Genomic DNA, 17,787 nt, shown 5'->3' with positions numbered 1-17,787 from the left:
TTACAGGGAAAAGGGGGAAGAGGGAAGAGCACAGTGCGTAGTGCATGGTACCCGGGAGCCGGGAGCCGGGAGCCGGGAGAAATTACCAGAACGCAGAACACAGGAGAAGATCAAAAACCAACCAGGTATAAGGTAATAATCTTGGATCTTATCATGAGAACAAGAATATGAGGGTTGTTTCTCCTGGCTACTGGATTCCTCTCAACGGCACGGATCAGTATCGATTGGGATCCGCGAAGTAATCCATGGCAAGGCACCCCTTTCGGATCAAACCCGAATGGGGAACTCCCTCTGGAATGGTATAGGAGTCGCCCTTGCGGTAAACCCGCGCCTCTCCCCCGATGGTGAGCTCTATCTCCCCGTCAATGACGTAGCCCCACTGGTAGCAGTGGGAGTGCTCGGGCAGGACCGAGCCCGGAGAGATCTCGAAGAACACCACAAGCCCTTCAGTACCTCCCACCTTCCAGCCGCGGATGCCCTCGATGGGGACATCGATTTCAGGGTTTTTCTTTAGTTCGTCAGGTAAATGCATAATAACTCCAATCGTTAACCCCGGAATTTAGCCTTTCTCCTCGTCCTCCATGCTTCAACATCTCCGTGGTGATAAGCATCGCCGTTATAGCAACCGGTATTTAACCAGGATTAAGCTTCCTCTGCGTTCCTTCCGTCTTCGCTTTCAGCTACGCCGCGACAAGTCGCGTACTCTGCGTTAAAAAAACGTCGCTTTTAATAGTAACCGGGATCGCTTCGCATGGTATCGGCTCGCGATGACCCGTCTTCGTCCTTCGCACTTCGCCGTGGCAGACAAGAGCGACTGGATTCCGGGTCCTCCTTCACTCGGCCCGGAATGACGTTGGTGGAGGTTTTCCAAGATTCAGGTTTTCTCAGTGTCCTCAATAACTGGGGGGAAAATAACCGTCTTTCAGGAGCCGCTTTTCCTCCTGCGTGCTGCGTTCTGCGTGCTGCGTTCTGCGTTCAGCTCTTATACTTATCTCTAAAGGACACCTCTCCCAGATCCTTCTTCTGCAGATCTGGTTTTTCATCTGAATACCCGCAGGCGATCAGGCTGATCAGGGTGTACTCCTTCGGGACATGAAGCAGATCTCCCACCGCCGGCCCGTAGTCTTTCTTGTCGCCAGCCACCCAGCAGGTGGAAAGGCCGTGGGCGGAGGCAGCCAGAATAATGTTCATGGTGGCAGCGCAGCCGTCCTCCAGATAGTATTTCTCATCGGCCAGGGTGAACACCGTGAAACACACCGGGCTTTCCCTGATAAACTTTCCATATTCGGCAAGGTCCGAAATGCGGTGTCTGAGTTCGGGGTCGGTAACGGCTCCCATAAGCCATGGCTGAACGTTCCTGGCTGTGGGCGCAAGCCTCCCGCACTCCAGGATGTCATTTATAACCGACTCCGTCACCGGATCACTGACAAAGCTGCGAACGCTGCGGCGGTGCTTTATGCTCTTCGTGGGCATGTGATGCATGGTTTTTCCTCCGGAAAAGAGTGTGAAGATAAAGTGTAGTGTGTAGTGTAGAAAGAGTGCAAAGTGCAAGGCATAAAGTGCAGAGCACCCTGTTAATAACTAATTCATCCATTATTTAAACAGTAAACAATATATATCGCAAATGATGTTTAAAGGCCTGCCTCTACACCCTGCACTCTACACTTTACACTCGTGCGGAACGCTCATTAGAGCGTTCCGCTCTTGCCACAGATTCCCTTTCATGTCATTTTGTATGGACCCTTTCCCCTCAGGAGGTACCCATTGCCCGAGATCAAACCCTTCCCTGGAGTTCGTTACAACCCGGAAGCCGTAAATGATTTTTCCCTCGTAGTGGCTCCGCCCTACGATGTCATAGACAAGGAGCAGCATGCCCAACTCCTTGCCAGGGACCCGCTCAACGTCGTCCGCCTCATCCTTGGCTCTGACCCTTCCGCCCCTGGCGACTACGATGAAGAGGCGGCCACCATGCGCCGCTGGATCAAAGAGGGAACCCTGATCACCGACCCTGTGCACTGTTATTATCTCATCGAGGATTCTTTCCTTCTTCCGGGAGAGGAGACCCCCTATAAACGCTGGGGGATCATCGGCCGGGTGCGTCTGGAGCCCTTCGAAAGCGGACGCATCTTCCCTCACGAGAGGACCCACCAGGGACCCAAGGAAGACCGGCTCCGGATCATGAAAGCCTTCGGGGGCAACCTGAGCCAGGTATTCACCCTCTTTGATGGAGACGCCTCCTCCGTACGATCTACCCTCGATCCTGTCTTCAATTCCAGCCCTGCCATAGACATCACCGATCAGGACGGGATCGAACGGCGGCTCTGGGTCATTGTGGAACCCGAAATTATCAGCGCCATTTCAGAGCAACTTGAAGACAGGAACCTTTATATCGCTGACGGGCACCACCGCTACGAAACAGCTCTTACCTATGCCGGGGAGATGGCCGTGGCGGACCCGGATCCCGGCCCGGAAAAAGGCTACAACTTCATCATGATGGCCCTGGTTGGAATGGAGGATCCGGGCCTCGCTATTCTTCCTACCCATCGCCACATTCACAGCTTTGACAACTATGACTTCCAGAAGGTTCTGGATTGCCTCTCACCCTCTTTCACCCTCGATGCGCTGGATGGTGATGAAGAAAGAAGCATCCGATCGGGAACTGCGCCGTCTGATCTGGGCGGCCGCGGGTTTATCCTCTACGATCCCGCCACCAACAGTTTCCGCCGGGCTCTGCTTCGGGATGATGTTGATCTGGCAGCCAGGATGCCGGAGATTTCCGCTCCTGTGCGGAGGCTGGAGGTCACACTGGCCGAGCAGTTTCTCATGAAGGAGTGCCTGGGCATGACATCCGAGCAGATCAGCCATCAGGAGCACCTGGAATATTTCAAGGATCTCGAACAGGCGATGGACCGCGCCAGGAGCGGAGGCCAGCTTCTGGTAGTGATGCCGCCAACCGGGATGGATGACCTGGTGGCGGTTACCGGTGAGAAAGAACGCATGCCCCAGAAGTCTACATTTTTCTACCCGAAACTCCTCAGCGGGCTCGTATTCTACGACCATGGCTCAGTGAGGTAATGGAAAAGCTGAACCTTGAAATGAACAACCCCCTACCTCAAATATGGGCAGTAGGAGGTGGCAAGGGCGGCGTAGGGAAGACCGTCATCACTGCCAATACAGCTATTTCCCTGGCCAAACAGGGCAAGCGCTGTGTCGCCATGGACCTGGATCTGGGCGGCGCCAATCTGCACACAATTCTGGGGATCCCCGATCCAGATCGTTCCCTTACGGACTTTCTCAGCCGGAAGGTCGAGACGCTGGCCGAGGCGATGGTTCCAACACCTTACCCGAACCTTCACTTTATAAGCGGGTCCAAAGCTTTACTTGAGATGGCAAATCCCAAATTCAGTCAGAAGGAAAAGCTCATCCGCCACATCACCTCCCTTGATGTAGATTATGTTCTCCTGGACCTTGGCTCCGGATCATCCTTTAACACTTTGGACTTTTTCCTCTCCGCGGACGAGGGGATCCTTGTGGTCCTTCCCGAACCCACCTCGGTGGAAAACGCATACCATTTCATCAAGGCCGCCTTTTACAGAAAGCTCAAAAAAGCCACACGGAGATCCGGGGTGGCGGCGGCCATTGACAAGGCCATGGAAGAGAAAGTGGCACGAGGTATCCAGTCACCCAGGACCCTTATCAACAGCGTGCTCCAGATCAACCCCGAGGCAGGTCACATACTCGAAGAGGAAGCCAGGAGCTTTAAACCCAATATTATCGTCAACCAGGCCAGGAGGCACGACGACCACGAACTGGGGACCGAAATCGTTCAGGCATGCCACGATTATTTCGGCATCAGCATCCGCAGCGTGGGGCACATTGATGCGGACGATTCATTAAGGGAAGCTGTGAGATTCCGGAAGGCGGCTGTTGACTCGTTCCCTTTATCAGCCTTCTCCAGAGCGATCCACTCCATCGTCAAAAACCTCCTCGGGGTCAGGGACGGTTCAGCTTGAGTCAGAATACACTGAGCAAGGACTACTTGCTTCTCGACCTGGATGAGAACCCCACACCCCAGGAGGCACGGCGCGCCTACCACAAAATGAAGGCTCTTTACGCTGAAGGCTCCCTGGCCACGTATAGCCTGATGACAGGCGAGGAAAGGGAGGAGATGCTCGACAAAATCGAACGGGCGTACATGAGGATCTCCAGGGAGATCACTTCCCGATTATCAACCCCTGAAGCTCCCGTCTCCCCGGAAAATGCAGCAGCGCCAGTCCCTCCTGAGCCAGGTGAAAGTATCGGGACCTACCTGAAACGCCGCAGGGAGGATCTTGGCCTCACACTCCGTGATGTGGCCGCCAGGACCCGGATCCGCACAACCTACCTTGAGCACATAGAAAATGAACGGTTGGGAGATCTGCCTGCGCCTGTTTATCTGAGAGGGTTCGTGCTTGAGTTTGCCCGGGTCCTCGGCCTCCCGAGCCCTGAATCCACCGCCGCTGCCTACCTTGAACTGCTTGAGGAGGAGGAAGAGTGATCCTGCGTTCATTGCTCGCATGGACCCTGGGAGCGGCCGCCCTTGCCTACACACCCACTGCTCCCGAGATCCTTATCAAAATGGAGGCGGCACTTCGAAGGGCCGATCCTGTTGAGGCCATGGTTGTGCGAGAGGGGCCGGACGGGGAATTTATAGAGGAGACAACTCTGGCTGTGCCGGCAACACCGGGCAGCACTGAAAGCCTCCAGACTGCCCTGGACCTGCCTTACGCCTTGCTGACCCTTCCCACGGAAGAACTCACCAAGATCCTCTCCACAGTCACGTCCAAAAGCGCATCAGTGACTATGGGACGCCTGGACGGCAAGGTCTGCTTTATCCTGGAGGGTGTGGGTGAACGACTGTGGATCAGCAAGGATGAGCTATTACCCCTGAAGATAGAGATCCTGTCCAAAAAACGACTGGGCACGGCCTACCTGTATCTTGACATGGTTAAACTCTCTGAAAAAACCAAATACCCTTCCAGGACAGAGGTTTGGCGAGACAATGAGCTGATTTTCGTAGAACGGCTGCTGCCCGCAATAGCGTCCAGCGACGGACCATGAGCACCATCTTTGTCCGGGTTGCTCTTCCGCGACCTGTGGAGGACCCGTTTTACTATGAAGTGCCCGCCCACCTTGCGGGCCAAATCACACGAGGCAGCATCGTCCATGTTCCTTTTGGAAAACGGACCATGACGGGCGTTGTCGTCGAGCTTGTCGAATCCTCACCCGTTCCAACGCGAAGTATCGTTGCCCTTTCCGAGGGCCCTTCCCTCTCCCCTGAGCTTGTGGATCTTGCCCAATGGACGGCATCCTATTACCAGAGTCCCGGAGGCCTGCTGCTGAGGCTGGCCCTCCCCCCTTCCGGGGTCTCCGGAAAGGGTCCCAAGTTCGTCCTCACCGAACCTGGCCGTCAGGCCCTTGAGAAGGAAAAATCACCTCACCGGGAAATACTCGAGACTCTCAAAAGAGGACCGCGGACATCGACCATGCTCACAGAGCGCTTCGACTCCATACAGCTGGAGGCAGCAGTTTCGGAAGGTCTTATGGCCCCCGCGTTGTCCCCTGCCCCTACAAACACCATCCCTTCCAACAGCTACAGACGCGAGGAAAACGCCGTTGGGAAACTGACCCTCCCCCAGGAGGAGGCTCTTGGCCGTATCTCGGATGGTGTGAGTGAAGAGCGTTTTGAAGTCATCCTCCTGAAGGGTGTGACCGGGTCCGGCAAAACGGAGGTATATCTCAGGGCCGCACTGCATACTATCGGGTTGGGGAAACGTGTTCTTCTACTTGTGCCTGAGATCTCCCTGACCCCGCTTCTGGTCTCGCGGCTTGAAGGTGTGGCAGCGGGAGAGGTCGCGACCCTTCACAGCGGCATGTCCATCGCTGAAAGAACCAACTCATGGGAGGCAGTCAGGAGAGGTCAGGCCAAGCTGGTGGTGGGAGTCCGCTCGGGAGTGTTCGCTCCCATCCCGGACCTTGGACTTATCATCGTGGATGAAGAACATGATACTTCTTTCCGCCAGGAAGACACCCCAAACTATAACGCCAGGGATGTTGCGGTGAAAAGAGGGCAACTGGAAAAGATTCCGGTGGTCCTGGGTTCAGCCACTCCATCCTTCGAGTCATGGTACAACGCCAGTGAAGGCAAGTACCAACTTGCTCTCCTTCCTTATCGCGTTACCCCGGCCGCAGACCCTGATCTCATCCTGATAGACATGTCCGATCCGGCCCAGACAGACTTTGACCATCCTGCCCTTTCCATGGCCCTGCGGGATGAACTGACCGGGGTTATCGAGAGGGGCGAACAGGCCATGCTGTTTTTAAATCGGCGAGGTCTGGCCCCCTTTCTCCTGTGTCCCGATTGCCGCCACACAGTGCCCTGCCCCAACTGCAGCGTTACCCTCACCTTTCACGCCAACCGTAAAGCTGTCTGCCACTATTGCGGTCACAAACAGGACCCTCCCGACCAATGTCCCGATTGCGGAAGCAGAAAACTGGGACCCGTTGGAACAGGGACCCAGGGAGTGGAGAAGGGATTAAAGGAGCTCTTTCCGGGTGTGGCGGTGGACCGTCTGGACCGGGACGCTCTTGGGAAAAAGGGCGCCCTGGAAGGGATCTACCGCCGGATGGACTCCGGTGAGACCACCATCCTTGTGGGTACCCAGATGCTTGCCAAGGGCCACGATTTTCCCAACGTTACCCTCGCCGGGATCCTCAGCGCGGAGCAGGCCCTCGACCTCCCCGACTTCAGGTCTGGCGAAAGGACTTTTCAGATCATCACCCAGGTTGCCGGACGTGCCGGGAGGGGCGAGCGGCCCGGCAAGGTTGTGATCCAGACCTTTACACCGGACCACTACGCCATCACCACGGCTCTTTCAGGTGACCACGAAGCCTTTTACGGCGCGGAGATCGAAACGCGCAGGATGCTCGGCTATCCACCCTTTGGCCGTATGGGACGGATCATTCTGGACGGCTCCAACGAGGAAAAGGTAACAAGTGCCGCCTTCACTCTCACCGGACAGCTGCCGACGAGTAAAAACAACCGCATTCTCGGCCCCGCTCCCGCACCCCTGGTAAAGATACGCAACCGCTACCGGTGGCACATTCTGGTACTGACCAAAAACCATGGGGAGTTGGTGAAGGTACTGCACGCGGCAAGAAAGGTGGATGTGCCGGGAGTGCGCGTGACGACGAGGGTGGATCCGGTGCAATTGCTTTAAAGGCAGAATGTAGAACGCAGAATGCAGAACGTAGAATAACAGCTTCAAACCCCAAACTTCAAACCTCAAACTCGCCTGGCTGCGTTCCGTAGCCAGGCGTTGACTTGACCCAATCAGGAGTTATGATAAATAAGGAGGGAGACAGAGGTGTGTCTCCCTTTTTGTTAGCTGTTCACCATTCACTGTTCACGGTTCACTGGAGGTTTTATTGCCCCTTTTATCCATAAGAACATATCCAGATCCGGTCCTTCGGAGGGAATGCAAACCTGCCGAGCCGGGAGGCGCTGAACTAAACAAGTTGGCCGAGGACATGCTCGAGACCATGTACGCAGCTCCGGGTGTCGGCCTTGCCGCCCCACAGGTTGGCGTTTCCCTGAAAATGATTGTTGTGGATGTTGGTGTTGCCCTGGGAGAAAAGGATCCAATCGTTTTTCTCAACCCTGAAATCGTGAACTCTTCCGAAGTGATCGCTTTCGAGGAGGGCTGCCTGAGTCTCCCGGAATTCACGGTGGAAGTTGAAAGAGCCCGGGTTCTGGAAGTCAAGTACCAGGACCTGGAAGGCAAAGAAAAGACGCTGACCGCTGAGGACTTTTTATCGGTAGCCATACAACATGAAATGGATCACCTTGAAGGACGCCTGCTCCTTGACCATACTTCAGCCATCCGGCGCCAAATTTACCATCGACAGGCACGAAAAATGAAGGCGCAAATATCCTGATGCGGATCCTTTTTATGGGGAGTCCCCAGCTGGCTATCCCCTCCTTCCACGCTTCAAGAGACATTGGCCAGATCGTCGGGGTCCTCACCCAGCCTCCTAAAGCTTCCGGCCGCGGTCAGAAAATGACTGCTTCCCCCATATCCCGAGAAGTTGGGCAGTGGGGTATCGAGGCCATGACCCCGAACTCTCTCAGGACTCCGGAGATCGAGGAGATCCTGCGCAAACTCAAACCTGACATCGCTGTGGTCGTGGCTTACGGAAAAATACTTCCCCCCAACATCCTCACGGTACCCAAAATGGGGTGTGTCAATATCCACGCCTCCATCCTCCCGGAACTGCGCGGAGCCGGCCCCATCCAATGGGCCATTGCCAGGGGCTTTAAAGAGACGGGGGTGACCTTGATGCAAATGGATGAGGGGATGGACACAGGCCCCATCCTTCTGCAAAAAACCACCGCTATAGGGAGCGAGGAAACTGCGGGAGAGTTGGGAGCTCGTCTCGCACAAATAGGGGCCCAGCTCCTGCGTGAGGGCCTGCTTCGCTTTTACCAGGGAGAGCTTCCTCCCGTCCCGCAGGACAATTCCCAGGCAACGTACGCACCTCTGTTAACCAAGGCAGACGGCCTTATTGACTGGTCTTTCACAGCAGGACAGATCGCCAACAGGATCCGGGGTTTCTCGCCCTGGCCGGGTACATATACCACCAGGGCCGGCAGCAGGCTGCTCATTACCAGAGCACGAGCCCTGGAGGAACTGAACCAGGCAACCTCGGGAACCATCATCGCCACCAGAACCAATGGTATCCAGGTAGCCTGCGGCAGTGGTACATTGGATGTTCTCGCTGTTAAACCGGAAGGGAAAAGGGAAATGTCCATCCCGGAATTTCTCGCCGGATACACAGTCGAGGTCGGGGAAATTCTCGGCACGTGAGTGCGTGGAGCGTGAGTGCGTATGTGCGAAAAGGCAAAGACAAATTCGATAAACCTGGTGCAGGGAGTGCAGAACATCTTGTTTATAAATTATACGTTCTACATTCTGCGTTCTGCGTTCTGACCCTATGAAAATTAAACCCCGTAAAAGACTTTTCATCGGACTCCTGCTGAGCCTGGAAATCGTTTTTGCCCTGGGGCTTTTCATCCTCTGGTACATACCGTCCAGTGGATATGAGAACTTCGGTAAAAGCCTTTCTGTTTTCTGGGGCTGGGCATTCGGCTTCATCATGGTGGTATTCACCCTCGGAATTCTGTTTCTGGTGGCCATTATCCTCAGAGGGCGAGAGGTTTGGGGTGCCAAATGGCTCAGGGGCATACTCGTTCGGTACCTTCTGCCCGTCATCATGAGTGTGGGCAAGCTGCTCGGTATCCCCAAAGACGATATTCGAAGGTCCTTCATTGAGATCAATAACGACCTGGTGAGATCAAGCTCCTTCAAGGCACCACCGAAACGGATCCTTATTCTCCTGCCTCATTGTGTCCAGAGAGACATATGCCCTTACAGGATCACCGTGTCCGTGAACAACTGTCGCCAGTGCGGGAAGTGCGATTTCAACGAACTGACGAAGATGGCGGACCGCCTCGGGATCGAGATGACAGTGGCCACCGGCGGGTCCCTCGCAAGAAGAGTGGTAGTGGAAAAGAACCCGGAACTCATTGTCGGGGTGGCCTGCGAGCGCGATCTTACAAGCGGTATTGTGGACACCTATCCCATCCCGGTAATTGGTGTTCTTATCCGGCGACCCGAGGGGCCGTGCATCAATACTCGCGTTAATGTAGACAAGGTCAACGATGCCCTCGAAACCTTCATGTCGGAGCATTCCTTTGCCAGTGAAAAAGAAACCGGGCAAACCTCAGTCTCCTGAGGGAGCACGAAAGGCAGCCTGGCGGATCCTCCTGGCCTGGGAGGCCGGCAGTGACGCCCTGGAAGCTCTTCGCGACAGTTATTTCCATGGTGCCAGGCTTGACCTCAGGGACAAGGCCCTTGTTACCGAATTGACACAAGGAACTGTCCGTCATCTGCTTTTCCTTGACCATACCATTCAAAGTAAGCTGGACCGTCCTGACCTTGTCCTTCCCGGTCCTGTTCTCATTGCTCTCCGGCTGGGTGCCTATCAGCTTATCCATCTGCACAAGATACCGGCTCATGCAGCTGTCAAAGAAACTGTACAGATCATCAAGGACTCCAGACATCGAAGGTTCTCATCCCTCGTCAACGCGATCCTTCGGAAAATTGCAGACAAGGGATCCTCACCAATACCGACCCTGGATGACGATCCCATAAAACATATCGAACTTGCCACCTCCACACCCCAGTGGCTGGTAGAACGCCTGTTGAGTTTTAAAAGTGTGGAGGAGACCAGACAGATCCTGCAGGCCCTTAACCGGACACCACCTTTAACTCTGCGGGTCAATACCTCCCGGATCAGCAGAGACGAACTGATGAAAGACCTGGAGGATCAGGGGGTAACGGTAAAACCGGGGAAGCTGTCTAAAACGGCCATCGTCCTTGAGGCTCGTACCCCGCCATGGGAGCTCAAACCTTTCAAGGAGGGGCTGTGTACGGTTCAGGATGAGGGCGCCCAGCTCATTGCCGGGCTGCTCGAACCGGCTCGAGGCCAGAAGATCCTGGACGCTTGTGCTGCTCCTGGAGGGAAGACAGGACACCTGGCCCAGCTGACATCAGAACAGGCGTTGATCATCGCCGCGGACAGGAGTTACAAAAGGGTCCATATGATGTCCGACAGCCTCAAAAGGCTGGGTGTCGGCAACGTGAGGTATTTAACTGCCGACCTTGGCACAGCCGCATCTCCACTGGCGGAGAAAACTATTGATCGCATCCTGCTGGACGTACCCTGCAGCGGTACCGGCGTTCTCCGGAGACACCCTGAAGGGAAGTGGAAAAAGGATCCCGAAACTATTTCACAGATAGCAGCGGTCCAGGAGGACCTCCTGGTGTCCATGACTCGCAGCCTCAAAACCGGGGGGCGCCTGCTGTACACCACCTGTTCTCTCCTCGAGGAAGAAAATGAAGAGGTCGTGGACCGCTTTCTGGCCGGATCGGCGGATATGGACCGCCTCGACATGAGAGAGAAATACCCCGACTTGCGGCAGAATGTTTTTTCCGACAGGGGAGAGCTTCGGCTTTGGCCCCACCTGCACGATTGTGACGGATTTTACGCATGCCTGATGGAAAAGAAATAAAGGATTTTAACGCAGAGGCCGTCACGCCTCTGGCGTGACAGGCTTCGGACGCAGCTTGCCACCCATAGCCTTGGCGACGGGTGGAGGAAGGCTTAAGTCCTGGTTAAGGAACGGTTTCTATAAACGCGATGTTTTTCACCACAGAGTCACGGAGGTCACTGAGAAAACCGGTAAGCTGGGTAAAACAGTCCGACAAAGAGAATGAGCGACTGAGCGACCTGGCGAAAAACAGAAGGATACAGGACGAGGGAAGGCGTATTATTCCTCCTTCCTCCTTCCCTGTTCAGCCTCCTGTTTTTTTTGACAACATCCTCCAAAACACCTATGAATCGATTATGAATGGGATTTATTCTGCGTTCTACATTCTGCATTCTGCCTTCTCGAAAGGGATAATCCCCCCATGACCCGTACCGGCCTTGCCATAAGGATACTCCTTCTCGCCGCGGGCATGGTGGTGGTGGCTTTTCTCTCCGCATGGGTGGCCTTCACCTTCCTTACGCAAGGCGGAGAGGTGACTGTTCCCGCTCTTGAGGGAGTGGAACTTCGCGCAGCGCTGGAACTTGCAAGCAGGGATCAGCTGGGCCTGCGGGTAAAGGGAACCGGGTACGACCTCGGCACGCCGCCTGGACACGTCATATCTCAGGATCCCCTGCCCGGCACGAAGATCAAAGCAAACCGTATCGTTTACGTCGTGGTGAGCCAGGGCACACCATCTGTCTTCATCCCGAACCTCACCAACCTCACTCTTCGGAAAGCCGAGCTGCAGCTGGCCCAGGCGGGCCTCACTCTTGGCAAGATCGGACGCACCCATGTTGAAGAGGTCCTCCCCGGTCTGGTTATCACCCAGTCGCCTCCACCAGGTCAATTTGTTCCGCGCAGCGACAGTATCAATCTTCTGCTCAGCGACGGGCCAAGACCTGCCGTCTACCTTCTCCCCGACATGACCGGCTTGCCTATGGAAACTGTCCTTTCCCGGATAAGGGACTGGAACATGCGGTCAGGGCGAATTATGGAAATCGTAGATGAAAAAGTTCCCCCAGGCACAGTTGCAGCCCTGACCCCTCCTCCGGGCAGTGCCGTTGTGGAAGGTCAGAGCATCCACCTGACGGTGACAAAAATGCAGGGACCGGCAGAACCCTCACAAGTGATCCTTTATCATCACACCGTGCCCTTCGGGCTCCTGGACCGAACTCTCACCCTGGTCCTTGAAATCAATGGGAACGAAAGAACTGTCTGGGAAGACACCATCGGGCCGGGAAGTTCAGTATCTATACCTGTGGTCGTCTCATCGCCTGGAGTACTCAAGGTCTATGTGGATGAAGTATTTCTTGAGGAGCGAAAGGTACCGTAACAAAGGGTGGCATTGGCGCCCTTTGTAGTGCTAAGTACTAGGTGCTGAGTGCTCAGGTAAAGTAGGAGTCAGGAGCCGGCATCCGGGAGCCAGGAGAAGATCAAATTAACCAACTATCCATAGTACCGCTGATAATCACTGGCACCTTGTGATTTTACTGTGGAAGGACCAAGAACTAGTGATTGAAAAATAAGTATGTATTACTACTGACTACTGACTCCTGGGTACTGGGTACTGACCCTTTCAATGTGAGGAATATATGATTCTCGACCCGAACAGTATTCAAATAGCCCCTTCCCTTCTTTCCGCTGACTTCAGCCGTCTGTGCGAGGAGATCGCCAGGATTGACAGGGGCGGGGCAGATATTATCCACCTCGACATCATGGATGGCCATTTCGTCCCCAACATCACCTTCGGGCCACCGGTTGTGGCAAAGATCCGCAGCTGCACCGAACTGCCCTTTGACGCTCACCTCATGATCCAGGAACCTGACCGGTTTATCCAGCCGTTTATTGATGCAGGGGTGGATATGATCAGCGTTCACCTGGAATCTCCGGGACACCTTCAAAGGACCCTGGCTCTCATACGGGACAAAGGCGCCAAAGCCGGTGTCGTCCTTAATCCGGCCACTTCCATCGAGGGGCTTCGCTACATCCTTGACGACCTTGACTACATCCTCATTATGAGCGTTAACCCCGGTTTTGGCGGCCAGGCCTTCATCCCGTCCACCATGCAGAAACTCCAGGATCTTTCCAACATGCTTTACGAAGCGGGCAAACCGATACCCATTCAGCTGGACGGCGGGGTTGGCCCGGATAACACCGCAGAGGTAACCAGCGCCGGTGCCCGCATCCTGGTGGCAGGGTCTGCCATCTTCGGGAATCCCCCTTACGAGGATGTCATCAAAAGGATGAAAAAGGCGGCAGTTGTATAGTTAAAGGTAGAATGTGGAAGGTGGAAGGTGGAAGGGGAAAACACGATTGCTATTAATGCGACCTTGTTTTAACGCAGAGGAAACCGGCAGTCTGGGGAAAGGCCCGTGACTAAAGAAAAGGCGATGTTTTTTCACCACGGAGACGTTGAGACAGGGAGGCAGGCGGAGGAAATCTTAGCTTGGGGCAACCTCCACCAACGTCATTCCGGGAATCGCACCTGCGTGCGGTGTGGTTGTCCGAAAGGACGATCCTGGAGGTTTTACCTTCGGCACGTTGGACGCTTTCGCGCGGCAGGTTTAGGGTGTTACTTTGATACCTGGATACGTAGATACATAGATACACGAGCCTTTTCTCCCCCACCCCCACTCTCCCTCTCACGCCCTCCGCGTCTCCGTGTCTCCGTGTCTCCGTGTCTCCGTGTCTGATTAATTTTCCCCTGCTTTCTAAAGGCTTTCGAGTGGCGGTACCGTTCTCCTTCCTGGGGTCGCGTAGCGCACCAGCCACTTGAACATCCGTATCAGTCTGCTGCCCTGCCTTTTCTGATCCAGCCAGTGTCCCGTGAATCCGATCGTTCTTGCCAGAACAAAGAACCCGTTGAGGGCCTCCGGGGGGAAGCCCATATCGGTGAGGACGGCACCCATGGCCCCGTCCACGTTGAGAATAAGGTTCTCTTTTTTCCGTGTAGTCCTTTTTTCTACCGCAAGAGCAAAGTCCAGAACAGGCGTTGGAAAACCCTGCTCCCGGACGCACTCTAAAAGGCTCTGGACCCTTTTGTCGGGGTTGCTCAGACTTTTGACCCTGTGGCCGATACCCGGCACCGGTCCCACATGTTCCTTCATGTGGGCCAGGAACTCTTCAACCTCCATGTTCTCATCGACGCCGTACTTGAAATATTTTGACGCATCGGTAACAGCACCGCCGAAGCGCGGGCCGATCATGAGGAGCCCCGCCGCCACGGACTGGGCCAGGGGGATGCCAGCCGAAGAGGCAATGATCGTGGTCAGAGCTCCGCTGACACAAGGTCCGTGATCCGCGGTGAGTATTAGTATCCTCCTCACCACCGCAGCTTCCTGACTGGTGAGCAGCCGGCCAAGCCAGAGAAGGCCCACCACGTGCTCCATCTGATAACCCTTGGCGGCCAGTTCCGATGCCGGGTAACCGGAGTAAAGGGGCTCCTCGCCCCGTTCATCACAGATGGTAGAGGTGATCATGTGCTCGGCCAGGACATCGCCGTCAGACACCGCTTGCCCAACAGTCTTGGGCAGAGGGCGTACCTTTTCAGCGGACCGCCTCTTCTTTACCTTGACCTTTCCTGAGTTGATCAGGTCTTTATGGATATCGGCGATCATCCGGCCCATTTCGTTGAAGGATTCAGGCACGAGAAAGCCTGCATGCTCAAAGGCCTTCCTCTTATCTTCGGCCGCACCTTCGCCCTTGGGACCCGCCTTGGCACCCGCATGGCCGAATTTCATCCCTTTGGGAAGGACCTCCTGGCAGAACCCGGACACCATCCCGATGATCTTTATACGCCTCGGTTCACTGGCATACCAGCAGGCTGCTTCCTCCTCCAGGGTACCACCTGTTTCCCCAACCATGATGACCGCGTGGGTCCCTTGATCCTTCTCAAACAATTCCAGGCAATCCACAAAGGTCATACCTGGAAAGGAATCGCCCCCCAGGCCCACTGCTGTACTCACACCGTCCCCGTGCATGCTCACAATCCACATGATCTCGTTGAGCATCCCACCGGACTTGGTAACGATACCGAAAGACCCCGACTTGTACAGTTCTCCCAGAACCAGGTTCTCATAGTTCCCGCCTACGACTCCAAGGCGGCTCTCCCCGCCGGAAAGGATCCCGATGGAGGAGGGTCCGTTAAAGATCTTACCCGTATCCCGGGCCTTCTTGAGCAGAAGCCTGGCATCTTTTTCCGGCAGGCTTTCGGTGATCATGCTCACCAGCCTTATGTTGGGCGCATCCAATGCGTCCACCGCCGCATCACCGGCGCGGTCGGCACCTACGTACACCAGGCTGGTGTTGATCTCCGGATGCATTTTAACCGCCTCGGTCACCGTGCCGTATACTGGAGTGGACACATATTGGGTTCCATAGGGTACCTCCACCGTTTTCCCCGCATCGGGGGGATATACGAAAGCAGGTACGTTGACAGGTTCTCCGATGAGATAACGGAACTCGGCCATGCACCGGGCAGCGTTCACCCCGGCAGGGCCACCTTGTATAAGGACCTGATCGTCCTTATGGGTCAAAATGCTCATACCACTTCCTCGGCAAAAGCCATGTCCACGATATCGGTGAGGGCCGTTTTTCGATCGAACACCTGGATCCTGAACCCTTCGTCTTTTATCTTCCCCATTTCCCGGAGCGCTTCAACCTCGTTGGGGCCTCCCCTGCGAACCCAGATGGAAACAGATTCGTTCAGCTGACCACAGCTGCGCACCTTGCGCAGTCCCTGGATTATTCCGGCAAAGGTCTTCTTGACGTCGGTGAAGTTGGCAATGGCTCCGCCGATAATGATCCGCTTGATCCCCTTGATTGCACAGACGCGTTCGGTGAGAGCCGCTACGGCCCAATCGGGGGGGTCTCCTGAATATTCAGCGTAGTTGGCAAGGGTTCCGCCGGCCCGAACGACAGCATCGGCCAGGAACACACTGGCTCCGCCCCCTGCCGGAAGCAGGGCTGTATCACCATCAAGCTCGATGAACTTCACTGAACCTTTTACCTGCTCATCTATCTCCTGGATGCTCCTCTCCGCATGGCTCATGGAGCGGCCGAAGCCGGATGAGAACCCGAATTTCCAATCCGGGTGCCTGAACCTGGCAGACTCATCCAGGTCGAGTACCGCGTCCAGGGCAACGACCTTCTTGCACCCCCGGAGGATTGTAAAAGGGTTGATTTCCAGGTAGGTAGCATCCTCTCCATCAAACATGGTGAGCAGCCGCTGCAGAAACTCCCCGAGAAGGCTGCGGAACCTGTAATCGAACCCCGCCTGGCCTACAAACTCTTCGAGAGCCCTTGTATCAATTGCGGCACCGGTTGAAATTTTCAGGCTACGTACACTATTCCAGTTTTTTTCAACGTTGACGCCGCCCTTGGGACTGAGAAGAAGCTCCACTCCCTCCCTACGGGAAATAACGGAGGCGTAGAACTCTCTTTTCCGGCTGTGTGGGACGTTTTCCTCCACGATCACCTGGTTAATTGTGATCGAGTCCCGGTCGTAGGAAAGGATATCCTCAATGGCATCTCTGGTGGAATTGAGATCGGTGCACATTTTAACAAGGCCCAGGAGGCCGCGGCCACCGATGGTTTCGTGGGCTTTGACCACCAGGCGGGAGTCCTCCAGCCACGGGTGTTTCTCACTCATAGTGTCAAACTCTTCCAGGGAGTTTGACACCACATACCTGGGAGTTGTAATTCCCCACTTGGACATCAGGTTCATGCTGTGCCCTTCTACTACTTTACCCATTACTTGCCTCCGATACCTGTGACTGATTCCCCCATTGTTCGGGATCCCCACGGCCCAGCCTTCCGGAACCGGGGGTTACTGATCGGGCATAACAGGTAGCCAGCAAGCCTTGTGCCATAAATTACACATCCGGCAGGGACAGACCACCCGGGAACTATCCCGACATGGGACGGGAGTCTGTTAATATTCCCTTTTATTTCATATGGTTAGGATGGGAAAGAGGCATGGCGGGGGTGGGCAAGTAAAGTACAGTATACGGTATTTTACATAAAATACATTATATTTGTACACATGGGCCAATGGTGGCACGATTAAAGCGTTTTAATATCAAACACTTACACAGGTAAGGCGGCCTGCTGTGCCGCTGATGGCTCACCCGATCAGCCCTGATCCTCTATATTGGTGGGAAAAATGAGATCGCGGCTATTTTTCTTATTATTTTAGCGACTTTTGGACTTTTCTTCAGAAAAAGATGAGAAAAACCAAAATAAATACGGCAGGAGGATAAAAAAAGGGGTCTGGCGCGGTCCTCCCTGATGCCGGCTTCATCAATCGAACCAGCTTCCGCCCAGCAGGCCTTTTCCTCTTCCGCGGACCTGAAATCCGGAACTTTTTTATTCATGGCTCAATTATAATAGAGTCGCAAAAAGTCCAATCCGGGACTTTTCGCTCCAAGGAAAGGGAAAAGCGTTGATTTCCCTTTCCTTACAAAAAAAAGCAGCGGCGCCAAAAGACGCCGCTGCCGTAAATCCATCTTTAATAATAGGTACTAGCCCGCATTATTCATGATGGTGATGAGATGTGAGCTAACTGTGTGGCAAATATGGATAAATGGGAATGGCAC

Annotated in this window: 15 protein-coding genes; 11 read left to right on the top strand and 4 right to left on the bottom strand. The window is 54.8% G+C overall.

Annotated elements, in window-relative coordinates:
• Nucleotides 1–214: 214 nt before the first annotated feature.
• Both P1S59_09770 and P1S59_09765 read right to left on the bottom strand, forming a co-directional pair.
• Nucleotides 215–532, bottom strand: coding sequence for a cupin domain-containing protein (locus tag P1S59_09770; protein ID MDF1526538.1), 318 nt, complete (start codon nucleotides 530–532; stop codon nucleotides 215–217).
• A gap of 443 nt (nucleotides 533–975) precedes the next feature.
• Nucleotides 976–1,482 (bottom strand): nitroreductase family protein, encoded by a 507-nt coding sequence (locus tag P1S59_09765; GenBank protein ID MDF1526537.1) that lies wholly within the window; start codon nucleotides 1,480–1,482, stop codon nucleotides 976–978.
• Nucleotides 1,483–1,764: 282 nt separating this feature from the next.
• Here P1S59_09765 and P1S59_09760 point away from each other — a divergent pair, with 282 nt between their 5' ends.
• The 11 genes from P1S59_09760 (at nucleotide 1,765) to rpe (ending at nucleotide 13,458) form a co-directional block, all read left to right on the top strand.
• Nucleotides 1,765–3,075: a DUF1015 domain-containing protein gene (locus tag P1S59_09760; GenBank protein ID MDF1526536.1), complete on the top strand. Its 1,311-nt coding sequence runs from the start codon at nucleotides 1,765–1,767 to the stop codon at nucleotides 3,073–3,075.
• Complete coding sequence (locus P1S59_09755; protein ID MDF1526535.1) at nucleotides 3,075–4,013, top strand: P-loop NTPase; 939 nt, start codon at nucleotides 3,075–3,077, stop codon at nucleotides 4,011–4,013. The genes P1S59_09760 and P1S59_09755 overlap by 1 nt, the downstream gene beginning before the upstream one ends.
• Nucleotides 4,010–4,537, top strand: coding sequence for a helix-turn-helix domain-containing protein (locus P1S59_09750; protein ID MDF1526534.1), 528 nt, complete (start codon nucleotides 4,010–4,012; stop codon nucleotides 4,535–4,537). The genes P1S59_09755 and P1S59_09750 overlap by 4 nt, the downstream gene beginning before the upstream one ends.
• The gene (locus tag P1S59_09745) at nucleotides 4,534–5,100 is read left to right on the top strand and encodes a hypothetical protein (GenBank protein ID MDF1526533.1); all 567 of its coding nucleotides are present in this window, start codon (nucleotides 4,534–4,536) and stop codon (nucleotides 5,098–5,100) included. The genes P1S59_09750 and P1S59_09745 overlap by 4 nt, the downstream gene beginning before the upstream one ends.
• Entirely contained in the window at nucleotides 5,097–7,259 is a 2,163-nt protein-coding gene (gene priA, locus P1S59_09740; protein ID MDF1526532.1) for a primosomal protein N', read from the top strand. Before P1S59_09745 ends, priA begins: the two co-directional genes overlap by 4 nt.
• A 208-nt stretch (nucleotides 7,260–7,467) precedes the next feature.
• The gene (gene def / locus P1S59_09735; protein MDF1526531.1) at nucleotides 7,468–7,977 is read left to right on the top strand and encodes a peptide deformylase; all 510 of its coding nucleotides are present in this window, start codon (nucleotides 7,468–7,470) and stop codon (nucleotides 7,975–7,977) included.
• Nucleotides 7,977–8,906: a methionyl-tRNA formyltransferase gene (gene fmt / locus P1S59_09730; protein ID MDF1526530.1), complete on the top strand. Its 930-nt coding sequence runs from the start codon at nucleotides 7,977–7,979 to the stop codon at nucleotides 8,904–8,906. Before def ends, fmt begins: the two co-directional genes overlap by 1 nt.
• A 127-nt stretch (nucleotides 8,907–9,033) precedes the next feature.
• Nucleotides 9,034–9,834, top strand: coding sequence for a DUF116 domain-containing protein (locus P1S59_09725; GenBank protein MDF1526529.1), 801 nt, complete (start codon nucleotides 9,034–9,036; stop codon nucleotides 9,832–9,834).
• Complete coding sequence (rsmB, locus tag P1S59_09720) at nucleotides 9,800–11,173, top strand: 16S rRNA (cytosine(967)-C(5))-methyltransferase RsmB (GenBank protein ID MDF1526528.1); 1,374 nt, start codon at nucleotides 9,800–9,802, stop codon at nucleotides 11,171–11,173. Before P1S59_09725 ends, rsmB begins: the two co-directional genes overlap by 35 nt.
• Nucleotides 11,174–11,573: 400 nt before the next feature.
• Complete coding sequence (locus P1S59_09715) at nucleotides 11,574–12,524, top strand: PASTA domain-containing protein (protein MDF1526527.1); 951 nt, start codon at nucleotides 11,574–11,576, stop codon at nucleotides 12,522–12,524.
• Nucleotides 12,525–12,783: 259 nt separating this feature from the next.
• Complete coding sequence (rpe, locus tag P1S59_09710) at nucleotides 12,784–13,458, top strand: ribulose-phosphate 3-epimerase (protein MDF1526526.1); 675 nt, start codon at nucleotides 12,784–12,786, stop codon at nucleotides 13,456–13,458.
• A 444-nt stretch (nucleotides 13,459–13,902) separates the two neighbouring features.
• Here rpe and P1S59_09705 read toward each other — a convergent pair whose 3' ends face one another.
• Both P1S59_09705 and P1S59_09700 read right to left on the bottom strand, forming a co-directional pair.
• A complete protein-coding gene (locus P1S59_09705) occupies nucleotides 13,903–15,735 on the bottom strand; it encodes a citrate/2-methylcitrate synthase (protein MDF1526525.1) in 1,833 nt (610 codons plus the stop codon).
• Complete coding sequence (locus P1S59_09700; GenBank protein ID MDF1526524.1) at nucleotides 15,732–16,943, bottom strand: ATP citrate lyase citrate-binding domain-containing protein; 1,212 nt, start codon at nucleotides 16,941–16,943, stop codon at nucleotides 15,732–15,734. The genes P1S59_09705 and P1S59_09700 overlap by 4 nt, the downstream gene beginning before the upstream one ends.
• Nucleotides 16,944–17,787: the final 844 nt, after the last annotated feature.

This window comes from bacterium, from assembly GCA_029210965.1.
In the GTDB taxonomy this organism is placed as follows: domain Bacteria; phylum BMS3Abin14; class BMS3Abin14; order BMS3Abin14; family BMS3Abin14; genus JALHUC01.
The sequence above is the reverse complement of the archived record's forward strand: the minus strand, read 5'-3'. Positions and strand labels throughout refer to the sequence as shown.

Coding starts and splice junctions, on each gene's coding strand:
- P1S59_09770 (MDF1526538.1), bottom strand. CDS start 532: ATGCATTTACCTGACGAACTAAAGAAAAACCCTGAAATCGATGTCCCC.
- P1S59_09765 (MDF1526537.1), bottom strand. CDS start 1,482: ATGCATCACATGCCCACGAAGAGCATAAAGCACCGCCGCAGCGTTCGC.
- P1S59_09755 (MDF1526535.1), top strand. CDS start 3,075: ATGGAAAAGCTGAACCTTGAAATGAACAACCCCCTACCTCAAATATGG.
- priA (MDF1526532.1), top strand. CDS start 5,097: ATGAGCACCATCTTTGTCCGGGTTGCTCTTCCGCGACCTGTGGAGGAC.
- fmt (MDF1526530.1), top strand. CDS start 7,977: ATGCGGATCCTTTTTATGGGGAGTCCCCAGCTGGCTATCCCCTCCTTC.
- P1S59_09725 (MDF1526529.1), top strand. CDS start 9,034: ATGAAAATTAAACCCCGTAAAAGACTTTTCATCGGACTCCTGCTGAGC.
- P1S59_09715 (MDF1526527.1), top strand. CDS start 11,574: ATGACCCGTACCGGCCTTGCCATAAGGATACTCCTTCTCGCCGCGGGC.
- rpe (MDF1526526.1), top strand. CDS start 12,784: ATGATTCTCGACCCGAACAGTATTCAAATAGCCCCTTCCCTTCTTTCC.
- P1S59_09705 (MDF1526525.1), bottom strand. CDS start 15,735: ATGAGCATTTTGACCCATAAGGACGATCAGGTCCTTATACAAGGTGGC.
- P1S59_09700 (MDF1526524.1), bottom strand. CDS start 16,943: ATGGGTAAAGTAGTAGAAGGGCACAGCATGAACCTGATGTCCAAGTGG.